The organism is Clostridium sediminicola (assembly GCF_050402865.1).
GTDB classification, from domain to species: Bacteria; Bacillota; Clostridia; order Clostridiales; family Clostridiaceae; genus Clostridium_AF; species Clostridium_AF sediminicola.
Genome location: NZ_BAABMF010000016.1, coordinates 65,695 through 86,276, shown reverse-complemented (window position 1 = coordinate 86,276; position 20,582 = coordinate 65,695). Strand labels below are relative to the sequence as shown.

The 20,582-nt window shown below is 29.6% G+C and carries 18 protein-coding genes; 15 read left to right on the top strand and 3 right to left on the bottom strand.

Annotation, left to right across the window (positions count from 1 at the left end; all coding sequences use genetic code 11):
• Window positions 1-61 precede the first annotated feature (61 nt).
• The 6 genes from ACQ3F0_RS20420 (at window position 62) to ACQ3F0_RS20395 (ending at window position 7,236) form a co-directional block, all read left to right on the top strand.
• Window positions 62-2,665, top strand: a complete 2,604-nt coding sequence (locus ACQ3F0_RS20420) for a sigma 54-interacting transcriptional regulator (RefSeq protein WP_428867575.1) — start codon at window positions 62-64, stop codon at window positions 2,663-2,665.
• Between the two features lie 393 nt (window positions 2,666-3,058).
• The gene (locus tag ACQ3F0_RS20415; RefSeq protein ID WP_428867574.1) at window positions 3,059-3,388 is read left to right on the top strand and encodes a PTS sugar transporter subunit IIB; all 330 of its coding nucleotides are present in this window, start codon (window positions 3,059-3,061) and stop codon (window positions 3,386-3,388) included.
• A 16-nt stretch (window positions 3,389-3,404) separates the two neighbouring features.
• Window positions 3,405-4,019, top strand: a complete 615-nt coding sequence (locus ACQ3F0_RS20410; protein WP_428867573.1) for an AAA family ATPase — start codon at window positions 3,405-3,407, stop codon at window positions 4,017-4,019.
• A 71-nt stretch (window positions 4,020-4,090) separates the two neighbouring features.
• Window positions 4,091-5,392, top strand: a complete 1,302-nt coding sequence (locus ACQ3F0_RS20405) for a PTS sugar transporter subunit IIC (protein WP_428867572.1) — start codon at window positions 4,091-4,093, stop codon at window positions 5,390-5,392.
• Window positions 5,393-5,425: 33 nt separating this feature from the next.
• Window positions 5,426-5,746, top strand: a complete 321-nt coding sequence (locus tag ACQ3F0_RS20400; RefSeq protein ID WP_428867571.1) for a PTS lactose/cellobiose transporter subunit IIA — start codon at window positions 5,426-5,428, stop codon at window positions 5,744-5,746.
• A gap of 179 nt (window positions 5,747-5,925) precedes the next feature.
• A complete protein-coding gene (locus ACQ3F0_RS20395) occupies window positions 5,926-7,236 on the top strand; it encodes a family 4 glycosyl hydrolase (protein ID WP_428867570.1) in 1,311 nt (436 codons plus the stop codon).
• Between the two features lie 99 nt (window positions 7,237-7,335).
• On the opposite strand, the gene ACQ3F0_RS20390 is transcribed toward ACQ3F0_RS20395, so the two are convergent.
• A complete protein-coding gene (locus ACQ3F0_RS20390; protein WP_428867569.1) occupies window positions 7,336-7,992 on the bottom strand; it encodes a pentapeptide repeat-containing protein in 657 nt (218 codons plus the stop codon).
• A 308-nt stretch (window positions 7,993-8,300) separates the two neighbouring features.
• Here ACQ3F0_RS20390 and ACQ3F0_RS20385 point away from each other — a divergent pair, with 308 nt between their 5' ends.
• The gene (locus tag ACQ3F0_RS20385; RefSeq protein ID WP_428867568.1) at window positions 8,301-8,717 is read left to right on the top strand and encodes an MOSC domain-containing protein; all 417 of its coding nucleotides are present in this window, start codon (window positions 8,301-8,303) and stop codon (window positions 8,715-8,717) included.
• A 95-nt stretch (window positions 8,718-8,812) separates the two neighbouring features.
• Here ACQ3F0_RS20385 and ACQ3F0_RS20380 read toward each other — a convergent pair whose 3' ends face one another.
• On the bottom strand, window positions 8,813-10,438 hold the full coding sequence (locus ACQ3F0_RS20380; protein ID WP_428867567.1) for a methyltransferase: 1,626 nt from the start codon (window positions 10,436-10,438) through the stop codon (window positions 8,813-8,815).
• 151 nt (window positions 10,439-10,589) lie between these two features.
• Between ACQ3F0_RS20380 and ACQ3F0_RS20375 the strand changes: the two genes are divergently transcribed.
• The 6 genes from ACQ3F0_RS20375 to ACQ3F0_RS20350 all read left to right on the top strand — a co-directional run bounded on the left by ACQ3F0_RS20375 (window position 10,590) and on the right by ACQ3F0_RS20350 (window position 16,859).
• A complete protein-coding gene (locus tag ACQ3F0_RS20375) occupies window positions 10,590-11,324 on the top strand; it encodes a MerR family transcriptional regulator (RefSeq protein WP_428867566.1) in 735 nt (244 codons plus the stop codon).
• 333 nt (window positions 11,325-11,657) lie between these two features.
• Window positions 11,658-12,512, top strand: a complete 855-nt coding sequence (locus ACQ3F0_RS20370; RefSeq protein ID WP_428867565.1) for a PRD domain-containing protein — start codon at window positions 11,658-11,660, stop codon at window positions 12,510-12,512.
• 42 nt (window positions 12,513-12,554) lie between these two features.
• Window positions 12,555-13,640 carry a DUF871 domain-containing protein gene (locus ACQ3F0_RS20365; protein ID WP_428867564.1) on the top strand — a complete coding sequence of 362 codons (1,086 nt, stop codon included), beginning with the start codon at window positions 12,555-12,557 and terminating at the stop codon, window positions 13,638-13,640.
• Window positions 13,641-13,663: 23 nt separating this feature from the next.
• Entirely contained in the window at window positions 13,664-14,170 is a 507-nt protein-coding gene (locus ACQ3F0_RS20360; protein WP_428867563.1) for a PTS sugar transporter subunit IIA, read from the top strand.
• A 274-nt stretch (window positions 14,171-14,444) separates the two neighbouring features.
• On the top strand, window positions 14,445-15,353 hold the full coding sequence (gene murQ, locus ACQ3F0_RS20355; RefSeq protein ID WP_428867562.1) for an N-acetylmuramic acid 6-phosphate etherase: 909 nt from the start codon (window positions 14,445-14,447) through the stop codon (window positions 15,351-15,353).
• A 69-nt stretch (window positions 15,354-15,422) separates the two neighbouring features.
• The gene (locus ACQ3F0_RS20350) at window positions 15,423-16,859 is read left to right on the top strand and encodes a PTS transporter subunit EIIC (protein ID WP_428867561.1); all 1,437 of its coding nucleotides are present in this window, start codon (window positions 15,423-15,425) and stop codon (window positions 16,857-16,859) included.
• A 68-nt stretch (window positions 16,860-16,927) separates the two neighbouring features.
• Here the strand turns inward: ACQ3F0_RS20350 and ACQ3F0_RS20345 are convergent, their stop codons facing one another.
• A complete protein-coding gene (locus ACQ3F0_RS20345) occupies window positions 16,928-17,050 on the bottom strand; it encodes a hypothetical protein (RefSeq protein ID WP_428867560.1) in 123 nt (40 codons plus the stop codon).
• Between the two features lie 350 nt (window positions 17,051-17,400).
• Here ACQ3F0_RS20345 and ACQ3F0_RS20340 point away from each other — a divergent pair, with 350 nt between their 5' ends.
• A complete protein-coding gene (locus ACQ3F0_RS20340; protein ID WP_428867559.1) occupies window positions 17,401-18,696 on the top strand; it encodes an MFS transporter in 1,296 nt (431 codons plus the stop codon).
• Window positions 18,697-18,836: 140 nt separating this feature from the next.
• Window positions 18,837-20,456, top strand: coding sequence for an N-acyl-D-amino-acid deacylase family protein (locus ACQ3F0_RS20335; RefSeq protein WP_428867558.1), 1,620 nt, complete (start codon window positions 18,837-18,839; stop codon window positions 20,454-20,456).
• Window positions 20,457-20,582 lie beyond the last annotated feature (126 nt).

Genomic DNA, 20,582 nt, shown 5'->3' with positions numbered 1-20,582 from the left:
TTTATCATGTGGATTATCCATATAATAAATTTGAAATGTTTACTAAAAGGTGTGATAGCAAATGAATAATAAAGAAAAGGTGTATGATATTTTAAAACAATTATATATAGATACCAAGAGTGGAATAACTGCTGAAGATGTTTCTAATAGACTTAAAATTAGTAGATCTAATACAAGCAACTATTTAAATAAATTGTACAAAGAGGGTAAAGTCCAAAAAATCAAATCTAGGCCGGTATATTTTTTCCCAATTGATAAAAATAGCAAATCGGAACACGGCTATAAAGATGGTAGTTTTTCAACTCTTATTGGTAAGCGGCACAGCTTGAAAAAGGTAGTAGAAAAGGCTAAAGCTGCAATTCTATACCCACCCTATGGATTACATTCGATTATCTATGGTGAAACTGGTGTTGGAAAGAGTATGTTAGCAAAGTATATGTATAATTTTTCAATAGAATCTGGGGTTAGGAAAGAGGGAGCTCCTTTTGTTACATTTAATTGTGCTGATTATGCTAATAATTCTCAACTTTTGATGGGACATATTTTCGGGGTGGAAAAAGGGGCATACACAGGTGCAGAAAGTTCTAAGACTGGACTTTTAAAAGGAGCAGATAAAGGTGTTTTATTTTTAGATGAAATACATAGATTACCTCCAGAAGGGCAAGAAATGCTATTTACATTTATAGATAAGGGTACCTTTAAGCAAATGGGACAATCTACTAAGGAGATTAGTTCAGAAGTATTAATAATAGCAGCAACTACTGAAAATCCTGAATCCACTCTTCTGGATACATTTAATAGAAGAATTCCTATGGCTATTGAAATGCCACCATTGAGGGAAAGAAGTCTTGTTGAGAGGATAGAACTAATTAAACACTTTATTAGAGAAGAGGCTAAAAGGGTTAAAAAGCCTATCAAAATGCATAGGCAGATTATGAAGTCATTATTGCTTTATGAGTGTAAAAACAATATAGGTCAACTTCAAAGCGATATTAGACTGGCAGTTGCAAACTCATTTCTAAATCATATTAGGGATTCAAGTAAAATCTTGGATATGCATTTAAGTTATTTTAATAAATCATTAAAGATAATAGAAAGTAACTATAGGGGAAAGGCATATGAAGTAGAGATTTTGGTTCCCAAAGATATAGATTATCATATATTTTATCCATCAGGAAAGGAAGAAAATTTTGGTTTTAAGGAGATAAAGAAAGATGAAGATGATGATGGAGGTAAAGCAGAATTAGCACTTTTTAGGGAAGGTATAAGAAGTAATGCACTTATAGAAAAGTTGTTTATGAATGCAAAGTTTTTTAAGATTTGCCAAGATATAAGAGCTATAATACAAAATGAGTTATCAGTACCATTGGGTGAAAACAAGTTCTATCATATGGTGATTCATATAAATTATATTATTGAAAATAATTCTTTTAAAATTACTAGAAATAAATTAGATATAAATGAAGTGAGGCAGAAAAATAAGGAAGAATTTAAGGTGGCACTAAAAATAATTAATATAATTGAGAGTGAATTTAATATATTTTTATCTATAGAAGATGTGTCATATATTGCGTTATTCTTGGCGAAAGATATAGAGGAAGAGCAGAAAATGTTTAACCATGATGTTGATGTTATTGTAGCTATGCATGGAGATAGTACAGCAAGTAGTATGGTTAAAGCTGTTAAAGATATCTTAGGTGTAGGAAATATCTATTCATTTGATATGAAGTTGAATAAAAGTTATATTGAAGTAGTTGAGGAATTTAAAGAGATAATAAGAAGTATCAAGGCTAAGGATGGATTACTGCTATTTACGGATATGGGCTCATTGAATTCATTTGACAGTATCATTAAGCAGGAGTTGGGTATACAGGTTAAAACTATTTCTATGGTTACAACATTAATGGTGTTAGAGGCTGTGCAAAAATTGAATATAGGTTTTTCGCTTATTGAGGTATACAATTCTATAATTGAGATGATGAATTATAGTGTTGATAGTAAAACCGGAATTACTAACAAGAAAAAAGAAAATATAATGATTGTTGGTTATAGTGTCAGTGAAGATTTAGGAAAAGAAAGTAAGAAGATTATAAAGGATAATCTGGGTACATATATTGAGGGTATAGATATTGTACTTGTTCCTAATGATAATGATCAAAAATTTCGTATGATTGTTAATAAAATTATTAAGGATAATAATGTTATTGCACTTATTAATGAATATTCTTTTGGTATAGATGGAATAGAATATTTTAAAAGAAATGAATTAAAATGCAATGAAGGCATTAATAGGTTAAGAACTATTATTAAAATTAATAAGGGATATAATAATGTAATTGAGGGATTAAAGAGTTCATTAAAATTTACAAACTATTCTAAGTTATTTGAAGATGTAAGAGATACTATTAAGATTGTTTTATTTAGATTTGGTATAAAAAAGGAATATGATATGGTAATTGGTCTGGCAATGCATCTTGCCTTTATGGTGGATACTTTAGTTGGTAATATAAGGGTGGGGCAAAAATTTGCTCCTGAAAAATTAGAGAAACATGAGAAGAAACTGTATATAATAAAGAAAGAAATGAATAAATTAGAGAAGCAGTATAACATTAATATTGATGACAATGAATGTTATGGAATCCTTTGTATTTTAAATGATGGTTAAACCACAAAAAGTAAGTTGAACTACAATCAACTACAATATCTACCGCAGATTGAATCGTTCTGACGCTATATATTGTGGTTGAAGTTCAACTAAGATACTTTTTGTGGAATAACCATATGATGGGTAAATCACAAGATAATTTATAATAAAGAATCTCTAGAATTTTGATTTTAATCAGAATTCTAGAGATTCTTAAATTTTAAACACTTGTAATAGTCTGTTTAAAAACACAGAGATTTTATTAAACACATTGGTTGATATTTAAATAGATTTTGTGTTGAGTTAATAGAATGAGCAGTATTAGCCAGTCTCAAAGGTTAATATGATTTTGGTATAATAATTGCTAAATATAATATCAAGATAAACAAAACTATGAAAAAAGGAGGAGCTAATATGAATATACTTTTAGTTTGTGCCAATGGAGCATCTACTGGAGTTTTAGTAGAAAAAATGAAAAGGTTTGCTAAGGAACATGAAAAATTAAAAACGAAAGAAATTAACATTGAAGCAGTATCCTGTGAAAGTATAGAAAACTATCTTCAATCTCATGAAACGGATGTAGTGCTTATAGGGCCACAAATAAGATATAAAGAAGATGAAATAAATGAAATATGTGCACCATATTCCATAGGAGTGGAAGTCATAAATACACAAGATTATGGAAGAATGGATGCCCCGGCAGTTTTGAAAACTGCAATTAAATTATATAAAAATAAAAAATAATAAAGGAGTTTATATTATGGAAAATAAATTTATTAAAGATCCATGGGCTAGAACAAAAACACGAAATGGATTGAATGCAGATGAAGTAATTTCAGCTTTACAAAAATCAATTAGACGTGGTTTAGTAGAGCAGGCATGTGAGTTTGCTTATGAGATGTATATAACTTCTCCTCAAATGGAAGAAAAATTATGGAGAAGATTAATTACTATACCTGTTGAAGATATTGGTATGGGTGATACTAATGCAGCTATTTTGGTTAATAATTTAAATCAAATGCGTAAAGAATTTACTTATGCTGATGGAGATCGTCCAATATACTTTATTCATGCTATACGTTATTTGTGTCAATGTGAAAAGGATCGTTCAAGTGATTTATTAAAAAATATTGTAATCAAGAGTTTTGCTATGGGGTATGTTCCAGAAATACCTGATATTGCTTTAGATAAACATACGTTAAGGGGAGCGGCTATGGGACGTGATTCTTTTCATTTCTTAAATGAAGCAAGCATTGTAATTCCTCAAAAACAAGTAGATAACGATTATAAAGAACGTTATGAAAAGATTCTGCAAGAATATGATCCAGATAAAGATGTTGAATCAGCATTCAAATTTGATCCATGGCAGTATTAATACTCAAATGGAGAAGTTGAAAAACTGCAATGTGTTTACTTAAAAGTAAATTATAAGAGGAGTGGAGTCATATGAGTAAGGAAAATGGTAAATTTCAAGAAACTCTAAAAAAATATTTAGTGCCAGTAGCTAAAAAAGTAGAAAAACAAGTTCATCTTCAAGCGGTTAAAGAAGGAATGATGAGCATAGTTCCAATCATTATAGTGGGATCACTTTGCCTTCTATCTATAGCGTTAAAAAATATGTTGCCAAATGGGGCAGCTAAAGATTTCTTAGGCAATAATTTAGGAATATTTATGTTTCCTTTCAACTTTACAATGGGCATTATTTCACTTTATTCTGCCTTTTTTATAGCAATATCTTTAGCTAGAAAATATAGTCTAAATTATATAGAAGTTGCTGTGACAGCAGTAATAGTGCAATTTATATTATGTGCAGAAGTGGCTGATGGGGCTATTAAGACAGGGTATTTAGATGCACAGGGATTATTCGTAAGCATATTAGCTGCAATTTTAGTAGTTGAAATTACTAGATTTATGAATGAGAAAAATTTAGTGTTTAAATTACCTAAAGAAGTACCAAGTATTGTAAGTAAAAGTTTCAATAACTTACTTCCAATGATAGTTTGCGTAATTATATTCACAGGATTATCAGTATTAGTCAAAAATACTACTGGAGAACCATTACCCAAATTAGTTATGACTATTCTTGCTCCAGCTATAAGTAGTTTAGATAGTCCAGCAGCGATAGTAATAATAATATTACTTACTCAATTATTATGGTTCTTTGGATTACATGGACCAGCAATAACTTCAAGTATATGGATGCCAATAGCTGCAAATTATATTGCTGAAAATGCAGCAAGAATAGCAGCAGGACAAGATCCAATACATATTTTCACTATAGGATTTTATTATAGCTTTCTTCAAGTGACAGGGTCAGGAATAACTTTGGGATTAGTATTACTTATGATGTTCAGTAAATCTAAGAGTTTTCAAAGTATGGGTAAAGTATCAATAATACCATCAATCTTTGGTATAAATGAGCCAGTGATATTTGGGACACCTATTGTTATGAATCCATATATGTTTATACCTTTTGTCTTTGGACCAGTATTAGTTGGGCTGATTGACTTTATGACATTCGCTACTGGTTTAGTTGGTAAACCAATAATGGAACCCCCTGGATTTATGCCACCTGGAGTAGGAGCATTCATACTTACATTAGATTGGAAGGCTGTTGTATTATGTTTGGGAAGTATAGTTTTAATGACATTAATATATTATCCATTCTTTAAAACAATGGAAAAAGAGCAGTTAAGAATAGAGAAAGAAATTGTAGAAAATGTAGACGATACAAGTTTTGATTTTTAAAACATTAAGGATTAAATGGAAGGATTGAGTGAAATGGATAAAGAATTGGAAAAACAAGTGTTTGGAATAATATCACAAGCAGGTGATGCTAAAAGTGACGTAATGTATTCATTGAAAAAAGTTAAAAAAGGAGATTATGATGAAGCTAGAAAGTTACTTAAAGAAGCATCAAATAAACTTTCAAATGCATCAAAGGATCATATGGATTTATTAACGGCATCTATGAATCAAGAAAATCAGGCAACACATTTTTTGGTAGTACATGCTGAGGATCATTATTCTAGTGCATCTTTTGCTCATTCCTTAGTAAATGAGTTAGTAGACATATTTGAAATGATGGATACAAGAAAATAGTTATGAATTTTTTAGGATCTATGCACTTTTAAAATGTGAGAAAATTAGAGTGGCTAGATATCGGATAAAGGTGGTACATGCTTAAAATCATTTTCTAGTGCATCTTTAGCTTACTCCTTAGTAAGGGATAATAGATATATTTAAGGTATTGAGAAAAAAATATTAAGGAGGACAAATTAATGAAGAGGTATAACATTACAATCATTGGAGCTGGAAGCGGGTATACTCCGGGTGTGGTAAATAGTTTATTAGAAAAAAAAGATAAGCTGCCATTAGAGAGAATAACACTTATAGACAGCGATGATAAAAGACTTCATATTATAGGAGACTTTATGGATATCTTGATAAAAGAAAGAGCGCCAGAAGTTGAACTTGTATTAACAACAGATAGAAAAAAAGCTTTTAAAGGAATGGACTTTCTTCTAGCACAAATCAGGTCAGGATGCTTAAAAATGAGAAGCATTGATGAAAAAATTCCGATGAAATATGGGGTTATTGGACAGGAAACTTGTGGACCAGGAGGATTTGCATTTGCTATGAGAGAAATACCAGAAATGGTTTCTATAGCTAAGGATGTAGTAAAGTATGCTCCTGATGCTTGGATAATAAACTACAGTAATCCAACAGCAATAATAGCTGAAGCGATAAAGAGAGAGGTTCCAGAGGTTAAAAGTATTTGTATCTGTGATGTGCCACCATGGCAGCAAAAAGATATGGCACTCATGTTAGATAGCAAAAAAGAAGACTTTGAATACACTTATTTTGGATTAAACCATTTAGGGTGGTTCACTCATATGCATGATAAAGATGGTAAGGATAGATTACCAGGACTTATTAATATGATTAAAGAAACTGGATTGAAAGCAGATGTTTATACTGATCCTTATTGGGAAAAAACAGCTAAGAGATTAAAACAATTTGTGGGGCATTTTGATGATGTGTTACCAACAAGTTACTTACAATATTATTATTACCCAGATGAGATGTTTGAAGATGAAGATCCTAATTATACAAGGGCTGATTACTGTATGGACCATAGAGAAAAAGAAACTTTTGATTTGTGTAGAAAAGGAGTAAAGGATGGTACAGCAAAAGGAAATGTTCTTACTGACACAATACATGGTGACTTTATAGTTGATATTGCAGCAGCAATAGCTAATAACTCAAATGAAAAGTTCATAGTTAATGTTCCAAATGATGGAGTTATATCTAACTTCTCAAGTGATTCAATTATAGAATGTACTGCAGTTATTAATGCGACAGGATATCAACCAATTGCTATTGGAGAAATTCCAACATTCCAAAAAGGCTTAATGGAAGTGGTAAATGCGTATGAAAAATTGACAGTTGATGCAGCTTTAGAAGGTTCATACCAAAAAGCTTTAAAAGCATTAACGTTAAATCCAATAATTCCTTCAATTCATGTTGCTAAAAAAATACTAGATGATTATATAGAAGCCAATAAAGGATATTTCCCAGAATTATCATAATAGTACCAGATGGGAATAGAATATGAAAATTTTTGAATACACTTCAAAGGAAGTGTATTCAAAAATATAAGTATATTATAAGTTTTGAATCATATTCCTTTAAATAACCCCGTCAGCTTGATAAGTTTTTAATTCTTGAATTATATAACTTAATGTACCAAAATTTTTATTCACTTTACTTTTTAAAATATCAAACCCTTTGATTAAAGTTTTTTCATCAAAGTTTTCTAATAATATCATCATACTAATAGGATTAATCCCACCTTTTTTTGTATCCAATATTCTTGCAAACTTTATGTATTCATTTTTCATAGCTGATTTAACTGCACTTTCAAGTTCTTCACTAATCTCTAATTTTGGCATTTTATTAAATATTTTTATTTCTTCATTTGATAAATCTAAATTTATAGCTTTACTTGTATCTGTAGATACGAATATAACATTTTTAAATTCTGCTTCTTCAAAATCTACACCCTCTAAATTTGACGAATCAAATATAGCATTTACAAATTTAGCTTGTTTAAATCTACTCTTTTTGAGATTAGTTGCAACAAATTCTGTAGACTCGAATGTACATTCAAAAAAGTTACATGATTTGAACTGTGCACCTCTAAAACTTGTATGATTAAAGTTAGAATTCGAAAAATTACAGCTGTAACAATTACTTCTTCTTAAATCCTTATACATAAAATCCGAACCGGTTTTTTTCCTATTACTAATGTTAATTTGATCATTTACTCTTTTACTTCTAACCATCTTTTCCTCCATCTAAAATATATTAGTGTATTTAATAGAATAACATACTTACTATGTTACAGCAATCTATTTATAAATAACAGGGATACTTAGTGATAGTAAGTGTAGAGGATAGAGAAAACTTTGTGTGAAATTACTTTTTTTATCAGTAATATTTTGTTAAAATTAGTTTATATATATAATACAATTATTATAAGTAATGTTTTAAAGTGATGTTGATAACAAAAATAGAACAATTTTAAATCAACAACACATTAAAATATAGCCTTATTAAAAACATAAGCCAGAAACATTTTAGGGGGATTCAAATGGGTAAAGTTATTAGTATAAATATAAGTGAGAAAAGAGGAACTATTAAAAATAGTGTATCTACTGCAAAAATAGTTGAAGGTTGGGGTGTTGAGGGAGATGCTCATGGAGGCGATTGGGACAGGCAGATAAGTATTTTTCCTGTAGAAGCACTACAAAAAGTTCCAGATCATATGAAAGAAGAAGTTGAAAGAGGAGGTTATACTGAGAATGTAACTATTTCAGGAATTTCACTAGAAAAATTTGTTGTTGGAACAAAACTTAGAATTGGAGATGCTGAATTTCAAATATTTCATATTGGAAAAGACAAGTTTAAAGAACATGATAGACACTATATAATAAGTAGAGAAGGCAGATTTGGTAAAGTTCTAAAAAGCGGAACTATTTCTGTTGGAGACAAAGTTGAAATCATTTAAATAAGAATGAAGTTTTTATCAGAATAAAAATTAGAAAAGGAATAGGTACCTTAATAATTAGGCTTATCTATTCCTTTGTATTTTTTATTCTATTTTTAATTCACCCTTAATACAAACACATGAGGTGTAAGTGTACCACTTTCAATTTTTATAACTTGGAGCAATTCAAGTTCATCAGTACCTATTAGAAATTCCCTAAATAATTTTTTTTCTACGGTATAAACAAATGCCATTCCTCCCCGTCTTACAAGACTAGGAATTTTATTTATGAATTCACTATATAAGTCGGAGTACCTGTTATGGGTTGATGACTTATTGTCAAAAGGCATATTTGTTATAAGCTCATCAAAAGGTTCTAAGGTAGAATACTCTAATATATCTTCATATATCAATTCGATGTTCACATTAGCTAAGTTAGAATTTATTGTTGCAGATGATATTGCTTCTCCAAATATATCAACCCCCGTTAAAGTGTCGAATTTTTTTGATTTAGCTCTCTCAATAAGCATTGTTCCAGTACCACAAAACGGGTCTATAACTTTAGAATTTGGTTTTAGCCATTTTTCTATAGATTTTGTAATAATAGCTGCAGATACAGGATTTATTGAGGTAGATATGGTATTTTGTCTATAGTCAAATCTATTATCTTTAAAAGTATAGAGTTTCACAAATACACTACAAAGACCTTTTTTTTCTACTATTCGAATTTCAACTTCATAGGACGAAGTACTATTTCTTAAAGCATCATGAGAAAGTTCATCTAATTCTCTAGATAAATTTTTTATAAACAATGATCTTTCTTTGATGTAATCATCACTTTTAAATTCAATTCTATACCCAAAAGGAGAATTAGAATCACTAGCATGACAATGATTTAGAAAATCTACAATATTTGCATCTATAATAGCAGAAGCTATTAACTTATAATCAAATTCTAAGTTTTTACACTTATCTAAAGGATAGAAAAGGTCATAAAAAGTTCTACAAGAGTAAACCTTAGATAAATCTTTTTCGTGGATAAGTATACCTTCATCAATAAGTTTGCCCTTAATTGATTTTTCATTAAGTTCATTTAAAGTAAGCTTAAACTGATGATTCATTGCTGTAAGTAACATAGGAACAGGGTTTTCAAATCCTGTAAATGTATGACGTACAGGTGGAGATAATTTATCTATGGCCTTTGTAAGTGCACGTTTTTCTTCATTAATATGTTTGTTATTTGTTATTTGTGAGTCTGTATCTTTTGAATTCTTTTCTTTTGTTGTTAAATCTTGTAGAAATTTTTGCAATCTTTCTGCGTCAGCAGCACCGCCGCAGTTTCCGATTGCAAGTATATAGGAAGACTTTACAAATAGCTTATCTTCGGAAGTATAGGCATTATATAAAGGCTCTAAATAAGCAGGGTCTTCTAATGCACCAATTACACCACATACGTTTTTTCTTACTTTTGGATCTGAATGCTGAAGAAGAATAGCAAGTTTTTCTTTTGAATTACCAATGGTTCTTGTTAATATACCTCTTGGTTTTTCCTTTTTTAAAAGATCTCTTATAACAGAAAGTATTGACCTAAGATTATCTTCGGTTAATACTTTTGACCATAGCATTGGAATTGCATTATTGTAATCTAGGGAAAGTTGATTTATTATGGCAGTTCGTTGTTTGTCATTTGAAGTTTTTAGGTCTTCAATGAGATCTGCTGTTACGTTATTTATTTCTTTCATTTGTTTTCTCCTTATATTAATTTATAGTTGAAGTTTTATGCTTATATTTATTATACCTTATATTCTATAAGAACTACGAAAACTTATTAAAAACATTTGACTCTAACGTTACGTTATGGGCTAGAATATATTTAAGGAGGTGAGGTAATCTGTGGAACTTACTGTGAAACAAGTAGCAAAACTTACTGGAATTACAGTTAGAACTCTTCATTATTACGATGAAATAGGATTGTTAGTGCCATCTAATATTTCACAAGCAGGATATAGATTATATGATGATGAAAATCTTCAAAGATTACAGCAGATACTATTTTTTCGTGAGATTGATTTTGGATTAAAAGATATTAAAGAAACTATTGATAATCCAAACTTTGATAAAACAAAAGCTTTAGAAAAACACAAAGAGCTATTGGAATTGAAGAGAGATAGAATGGATAGACTAATTGAACTTGTTAATAAAACGTTAGAGGGGGAAAAGAAAATGAGTTTTAAAGAATTTGATATGAAAGAGATAAAGAGAGTGCAAGAAAAATATAAAGAAGAAGTTGAGGAAAGATGGGGCGGTACTGAAGCTTACAAAGAAAGTGAAAGAAAAACTTCAAAGTATGGTAAAGAAGAATGGGAGGAAATTTCTAAAGACAGCGAGAGAATTTATAAAGGATTCATAGATAATATGGATAAAGAAGTTTCTTCACCAGAAGTTCAAAATTATGTTAAAGAGTGGAAAAATCATATAACAAAATACTTCTATAATTGTACAAAAGAGATATTGGCTGGTTTAGGACAAATGTATATAGCTGATGAAAGATTTACTAAGAATATTGATAAATATGGTGAAGGATTAGCAGAATTTATGAGCAAAGCAATTGCGTATTATTGCAAATAGAAAAATAATAAAAAAGACTAAACAAAATTTAAGATTTATTTATCTAATAAAAGCTACTAGAGGCAAAATGCTATAGTAGCTTTTATGACTTTATCATATAATGGTTAAACCATAAAATACCTTGTTTACATAAAAATGATGTGCTATAATAATACTTATATAGCATATAGATTGAAAAAAAATAATGTGTGTTACTAATTAGATTAGGCATGAGCAAGAATTATAACGTATACCACTGCAGGTATAGGATTCTCTCGTGGCTTTTTTTGTTGTTCAAAATAGGGCATATATAAATATGAAAGAGATTATATCTTTTAAAGGAGTGAAGAGATCTTGCTTAGAGATAGCTTTAGAGTAATAAAACCTTTTAATCATAATGTAGTATTTTGTATCTCACGAAATAAAAAAAGAGAGTGTATATTAATTGGAAAAGGTATTGGTTTTGGAGTGAAAAATAACCAAGTTATTAAGAATAATAAAAATATTGAAAAAGTGTTCTTTCTTATGGAAGAACATAATATCGAAAAGTTTAGTAGGATGGCTGAAAAGGTAGATGCTAATATTGTTGGGGTTACTGAAGAAGTTATTGCACTGATTTCTAGGTCTTTTTCGCAAGAGTTGAATGAAATGCTTCACATAACATTGCTAGATCATATAAATTTTGCTTTGAAAAGGTTAAAGAGTAATATACAGATGAAAAATCCTTTTTTATTTGAGATAAAATTGTTATACAAAGAAGAATTTTTAGTTGCAGAACAATCATTGAAAATTATTAATGAAAAACTTGGAGTAAATCTTATTAATGATGAAGTAGGTTTTATTGCGATGCATATTCATGCGGCATTAAATAATAAAAGTATTTCAAATGCTAGTCTAAATACATCTATTATAAGTGATGCAGTAGCTTATATTGAAGATACTCTAGGAGTGACAATGAACAAAGATAGCTTACAATATACAAGACTAATTGTTCATTTGAGATTTGCTATTGATAGGGCCATAAAAAACATTAATATAAAAAATTTGGTATTATCTGATATAAAGGAAAAGTATAAAAATTCTTATGATGTATCAGTTAATTTAGCTCAAAAGATTAAAGAAGAATACTTTTTAGATTTTCCAGATGGAGAGATAGGATATATAGCAATTCATCTAGAAAACATTTTAAGTGAAATAGAAAAAAATTAGATGTTAGAAAATTATTCACATTATTAATGAGGAGGAGATAGTTTGGGAAAAGGCATATCAGTATTTGTTGGAATGGATAAGTCTTTGAAAGAGAATCTTGATTACATAAAGAAAGCTCATAAACATGGTTTTGATAGAATATTTACATCTTTGCATATTCCTGAAGCTAACTATGGTTATGTAGTTGATGATTTTAATGAAATTACAAAACTTGCTAAAAAGTTAGGAATGAATATTGTGGCGGATATTTCTCCTAGAGCATTCAATTATTTGAAAGCAGATATGAATGATATAAAGAGTATCTCAGATTTGAAGATAGATGTTATTAGAGTTGATTTTGGTTTTACACCAAATGAGATAGCCTTATTTACTCAGAATTTATATGGCATAAAGATTGAAATAAATGCAAGTACAGTAACTGAAAGATTTTTAGAAGAGTTTGAAATGAATAATCCAAATTATAAAATGTTTCAGGCGAGCCACAATTATTATCCAAGACTTAATACAGGTATTTCAGAAGCACTTCTTATTAAAAAAAATAAGTTGTTAAGGAAGTATGGAGTTGAGATATCAGCTTTTATACCTTCACAAGTAGGTAAGAGAGGTCCTATTTATGAAGGGTTACCAACCTTAGAGGAACATAGATTTATGAAACCAAGTATTTGTGCTAAACAACTTTTGGCATTAGGGACTGATAATGTTTTTTTTGGAGATTATATGGCTAATGAGGATGAGCTTAAGTCAGTAGGTGAATTAGATGAGAATATATTAGAATTAAATATAGAGTTGATGACTAACAATTATCTAGAACAAAAAATTATTTTTAGCGAATTTCATATAAATAGGGCGGATTACTCAAGTGATGTAATAAGATCAACTTATTCAAGAGAAAAATCAGTAAAAAAAGATAAGATATTTCCTCAAAACAACATAGATAGAAAAATTGGATATATAACTATAGATAACGTAGATTATTTAAGATATTGTGGAGAGTTACAAGTATGTATAAAAAATTTACCTGCTGATAGAAGAGTAAATGTAGTTGGAAAAGTAGTTCAAGAAGAAGTTTTTCTACTTAAATACATAAAAGAAGAAAAGAAATTTAGATTTATAGAAAAAAAGTTTTAACACTATAGGGAGGTTAGACAATAATGTTTAAATTTATTGATAAGATAATGAATAAAAGAGATAAAAGTATTGAAATACTTACTGCGCCTGTAGATGGTAAGGTAATAGATATAACAAAAGTACAGGATAAAGTTTTTTCAGAAAAAATTATAGGTGACGGTATTGCAATAGAGTCTAGTGGAAAGATATTTATTGCTCCAGCGAGTGGGGAATTAAAAGTGATTTTTGAGACAAATCATGCTTTTGCAATGACACTTGAAAATGGAATAGATATATTGGTTCATATTGGAATAGATACTGTTAAATTAAATGGAGAAGGTTTTAAAAGATTAGCTAATGAAGGAGAGATGGTGAAAAAAGGACAACCTATTATTGAAATTGATAGAGAGTTAATTGAAGGCGGTGGATACTCATTAGTTACACCTGTTCTTGTAACTAATATGGAATCTTTAGAAACAATAGATTATTGTAATCTTGGTGAATCTGTTGTTGCAGGTAATGATAATGTTTTTAAAATTAAAGCTAAATAAAATAATTATATATTTACAAATAAGTTATTATGTGGTATTATTAATTTAATAGAATAATGCGTATTATTAATAAGCGTGTTACTGGTAACGCAGGCACGAGCTTACAATTTGCAGTTTTGCAATTTGTGAGCTCTTTTTTTGTTTTATATATTACTAGCCAATTAATGAATGGGATCGTTTAACAATAACTTCTACTAATTTCTTTCAAAAAATAATTAAAGCCTCATATTTTTGAAAGAAAAATAAGAGTAATTGGTAAGCCGACCATGAAAGGATGAGATATATGAATTTAAATAACTTAGTAACGGAGTCAAGAAATAAGCAAAGCGAAAATATTGATATGCTAAGCACAATTGAAATTGTTAAGTGTATTAATAGTGAGGATTGTAAAGTGCCTTTAGCTGTTGGCAAAGAGTCGGAAAAAATTGCAAAAGCTATTGATATTATTGCATTTGCATTGCAAAATGAAGGTCGCCTGATTTACATTGGAGCAGGCACTAGTGGGAGGCTTGGGGTATTAGATGCTTCCGAATGTCCGCCAACTTATGGAACTGATCCATTACAAATATTAGGTATAATTGCAGGAGGGGAAAAGGCTATAAGGTCTGCAGTTGAAAATGCTGAGGATTCTGAAGAACAGGCAGTGGAGGATTTAATAAAAGTTAATTTGAATAAAAATGATGTTCTTGTTGGAATAGCTGCAAGTGGTAGAACTCCATATGTTATCAGTGCCATAGAATATGCTAAAAGGATTGGAACTAAGACTATTGGAGTAAGCTGTAATCCAGATTCTAAACTGTCAAAAGTTGCTGAAGTTTCAATTGCTCCCCTTGTTGGCCCTGAAGTATTGACTGGATCTACTCGTATGAAGGCGGGAACAGCCCAAAAGTTGATTCTCAACATGTTGACAACTGGTGCGATGATCGAAAATGGTAAAGTTTTCAAAAACCTTATGGTTGATGTACAAACTACTAATTTAAAACTTATTCAAAGACAGAAAAATATTGTTGTAGAAGCTACAGGTGCATCTATAAAAGAGGCAGAAACAGCTTTAAAAGAAACTGAAAACCATACAAAATCAGCTATTGTAATGATTTTACTAGGAGTGGATGCAAATAAAGCTAAAGATTTATTACGAGAGAATAAAGATAATATTAGACTAGTATTGCAAAATTTCAAATAATTTGAAGATTTAAATTGGAAATCATAAGTTATTTATAGCTTTTGAAATATAAATATATGAGGTGAGAAAATGACTAATAAAGAACTAGTAACAAGAATTATTGAGTTAGTAGGAGGAGAAAGCAATATCGAACAAGCTGCAAACTGTATGACTCGTTTAAGATTGAAGCTTAAAAATCCTGAGTTAGTTAAGGTTAAGGAACTCAAAGGTCTTGATGGGGTATTAGGTGTTGTTGAAGACGATACTCTTCAAGTTATAGTAGGACCTGGAAAGGCTGCAAAACTGCTAATAATTTTAAAAGAAACAACCAGCATTACTAACACAAAAGCAAATATTGATGTAAATGATGACTGGAAAGATAACAAGCAAAAGATTAAGAACAAGCAAAAACAAAATTGGCTAAAAAAAGGTCTTAAAACTATAGGAATGATATTTATACCTTTGATTCCAGCTATTATAGCAGCGGGGATTTTTAATGGATTTGCTGGACTTATAACTAACCTTCAAAATACAGGTGGTCTTCCAACAACTGCTACATGGAATATGATTAGATTAATATTCTCATTAATTGGTGGTTCTTTCTTAGGATATTTTGCAATATTTACAGGTGTGAATGCTGCTAAACAATTTGGAGCTACTGAGGGACTTGGGGGCATGATTGGTGCTCTTACTGTAATGGGACAAATCAATGAAATATCTGAAATGGTAGGTATGTATAATGTAGATTCACCACTAAATTCAATTCTTAGATCTGGAAAAGGCGGAATTATAGGAGTTATTATAGGCGTATATATTTTATCAAAAGTAGAAAAGAAAGTAAGGAATGTTATACCGGATGTGTTAGATTTAATTCTTACTCCAATTATTAGTTTACTTATATTAGCTGTACTTATGATATTTATTGTAATGCCGGTTTCAGGTTTCTTATCAGATGGACTGGTAAAAATATTAGAATTATTAGTAGCATCTGATGTACCAGCTGTTAGTGTTATTTCAGGTTATGTTTTATCTGCGCTATTCTTACCAATGGTATTGTTAGGGTTACATCATGGTTTGATTCCAATATATGCTGTTCAATTGGAAGCAATGGGTGGAGTATCACTATTCCCAGTATTAGCTATGGCAGGAGCAGGACAAGTAGGAGCAGCAATCGCAATTTACTTAAAAGCTAAAAAAGTTGGTAATAATAAATTAAAACAAATTATTTCAGGTGCTTTGCCAGCAGGTATTCTAGGAATTGGTGAACCATTAATATACGGTGTTACATTACCTCTAGGAAAACCATTTATAACTGCAGGATTGGGAGCTGGATTTGGTGGAGCATATGTAATGTTGCAACAAGTTTTAGCAACTTCTTGGGGGCCATCTGGTGTTTGTGCAATACCTCTAATGCAACCAGGGTCAATGTTTAATTATTTTATAGGTTTAGTTATTGCATATATAGGCGGTTTTGTAATTACATCAATATTTATGAAGGATTCTGAAATAAGCAGTTTTGCAGAATAAAAATAAAAAATCAGTTAAAAAAAATCCTAATAGGACTAAATAGTTCTATTGGGATTTTTTTATGATATTTAATCAAGATTTACTGGATCTATATAATTTGAATCAGAATCCTTTGTTTTCTCTTTGTAGTTTGGATTTTGAGCTTTGCTCTCGTATTTTTTAGCATTTTTTCTTTTCTTGTTTTTAGCCATAAAATTCTCCTTTATTTATTATAGACAAACAACTTCAAATATAAATCTATGCAGATTCAAGACTTATGGGTGACTGAGATTTTACACTTGCATAGATTAAGTTTACATATGGTTTGTCTTTAGAATTAGTTATAAAATTATTCTTTGTAGTTTTTGGTGTTTTATTCTGGTGAAATTTTCTATTAATATTTAAGTACTAATAGTTAGTAAATTTTAATAAGATTTGTTATAATAAATTTGTTGTAAAGATATAAAGGTAATATCTTTTTGCACTAAAAAATAAAATAGAATTATAAGATAGTTACCCTTATTCAAGTATTTAAGGGATTTTATAATTTAGGGAGGACATATTGCAAAATATTTATTCTGAAATAAAAAAGGATAAACAAATATGGAAATTTTGTTTTTATGGATTTTTTAAAAACCTAAGATTTTTTGAACCATACTTATTTATATATTTGATATCTATGGGTATGAATTTATTTCAAGTCGGAACTTTAATTTCAATTAGAGAGATTATTATTTATGTTTTTGAAATTCCATCAGGGATATTTGCTGATAATTATGGAAAGAAAAGAGAACTGATGATATGTTTTACCTTTTATATCATATCTTTTGTATTCTTTTTTATTGGAAGTAATTATTTTATTCTTGTCATGGGGATGATCTTTTATGGTCTCGGTGATGCTTTTAGATCTGGTACTCATAAAGCAATGATATATTCGTATTTAGAAGAAAGACAATGGTTTAAATATAAAGCTTTTGTGTATGGAAGGACAAAGTCTTTTTCGCTTATGGGAGCGTCCATATCTGCTTTTGTATCAATATTATTTGTTCTAAATTTACCAGAAGTAAAATGGGTATTTTTGATAGCGATTATACCTTATATAGTTGATTTCATATTAATAAGCACTTACCCAGATAATATTGATAAGAAAAATAATAGTATGAAAGGGAATAGTTTTTTCAAAGAAAGCGTTAAAAAATTGAAAAGCATCTTGCAGAAAAAGGATTTAACTAAAATACTATTAAGTTCTTCAATTTATAATGGTATTTTTGATAGTTTAAAGGATTATATTCAGCCTATTTTAGGAATAATTATTTTAAATTCTAATTTTAATAGTTTTAGTAGTTTTGAATCGGATGACAGACTTAAAATATATCTTGGAATAATATACGGAGTTATTTATATTTGTAGTTCCATGGCTTCAAGAAATGTTCATAGATTAACTAAACGTCATGATTCTTACGGTATGATGAAGAGTTTTCTTGATTTTATGGGAATAGCACTTGTTATGATTGCTTTTGCTATGAAAAATAGATATACAAATATTGTTGTTTTATTATATTTTGTATTATATATAATGAAAGATGTAAGAGGTCCATTATTTGTGGATGTAAGTGGTAATTACATGGATAAGGAAGAAAGAGCTACAGCTCTTTCTGTAAATAGCCAAATGAAGTCATTATTATTAGTGATTTTGGCTCCATTATTAGGTTATATTAGTGATAAGTTTTCATTATATGTTATGTTTATATTTTTAGGAATTTTTATTATTATTGCAAATAGATTTTTAAATATAAATAGTAAAAATTATTCGTTAGAAGATCAATTGAAAAATGAAAGAAATTCTCAAAGTATATGAATATAAATTTAAATGAGCTGCCATTATGGCGGCTCATTTAAGTGTGCGGGTAGTAGTATCAAATGGGGTTATGTTAAAAATTTCTATGGTTGCATAATAATTGGTAAAGTATTATATTTAAATACGAGGAGGAGATTTAGATGTTAGATATCATAATTAAAAATGGAAAAATTGTAGATGGTACGGGCGATGATAGTTATAGAGGGGATTTAGGAATAAAAAATGGGAAAGTATTAAAAATTCAAAGCAATATAGATGAACAAGCTTCAGAAATTATTGATGCTGATGGGTTTGTAGTGTCTCCAGGATTTATTGACATGCATAGCCATAATGATTTAGTACCTTTTATGGACGAAGACATTCGAAATTTAAAGTTAATGCAGGGGGTAACAACTGAACTTGTGGGACAATGTGGTCTTGGCGTTATTCCTTGTATTGAAGAAGAAAATGATATATGGAAAAATTATATAAGAGGAGTTGTTGGAGATCCAGGATTCAAGTGGAATTTTCCTAACCTAGATGAATATATTGATAGAATAGTTTCAGAAGGATTAAAAAATAATGTTACAGTTTTAATATCTCATGGTGCAATTAGGACAAGAGTTATGGAATTTGAAAATAGACCAGCAAATGAAGATGAAATTAACACCATGTGTGAAATAGCAGATAAAGCTATGAAATCTGGTGCTTTTGGCATGTCTATGGGTCTTCAATATATCCCTGGAATTTTTAGTGCAAAAGAAGAGTTGATAGAGATATGTAAAGTGATAGCAAAGTACGATGGAATTGTTATGGTTCATCTTAGAAATCATGATGATACTATAACAAATGCTCTTGAAGAGATGATTTATATAGCTGAACAATCTAAGGTAAGACTTCACATATCACACATGAGGTCTTATAACTCAAAGGAGTTAGGTTGTAATGCTGATAGACTTATAAGTTACATAGAAAATGCCATAGATAGAGGAGTAAAAATAACTTTTGATGAGCATTTATATTTATCTGGAAGCACTCTTATGACTCAGCTTTTACCACCTTGGGTTACTGCTGGAGGAAGTGAAGAAATGACAAAAAGGCTTAAAAATAAAGAAACTCTCCAAAAACTTAAAGAAGAAATTATAAGTTATGAAACTCATTATGCTGGTTGGGATAATTACAGCTTAATTACAGGTTGGGATGGAATACTTATAACTTCAGTAAAAAGAGAAGAAAATCTAAAATATGTTGGAAAGACTGTGGGAGAGATTGCTAGAGAATTAGGAATAGAAGCTGTAGACTTTGCCATAAAGCTTCTTATGGAAGAAAAGTTTGGTGTAGCAATAGTAACGATAAATGTATTTTCACAAGAGGATACCATTAAACTTATAAAACATCCTTTACAAATGGTAGGTTCAGATAGCATACCAGCAGGAAATCCACACCCAAGACTTTATGGTAACTATCCTCTTTTTATAGGCAAATTTGTAAGAGAAAAAAAGGTGCTTTCTCTTGAAGAAGCAATATATAAAATATCATATTTACCTGCAAAAACATTAGGGCTTAGTAATATAGGAGAGATTGCAGTAGGCAAAACAGCTGACATAGTTTTATTTGATTTAAATGAAATAAAAGGTTTTGAAAATTACTTTGAGCCAACTAAAGCTCCTATTGGAGTTAAATATGTTATATTAAATGGTAAGGTTGCAGTAAGAGATAGTCTAGTGTGTAAGGATTCTTACGGAAAGGCTTATAGAAGTTTTTCCATGAATAAACATTAATATTCTTTATAAGAGTGGCTAAAATTCTGAGAACTCAAATTTGAGTTCTCAGAAATGATTTAAATTAGCAATGAAAGTAATCTCTCTAGCTAGTATTGACGGTCTTATTATATATTAACTAATTTC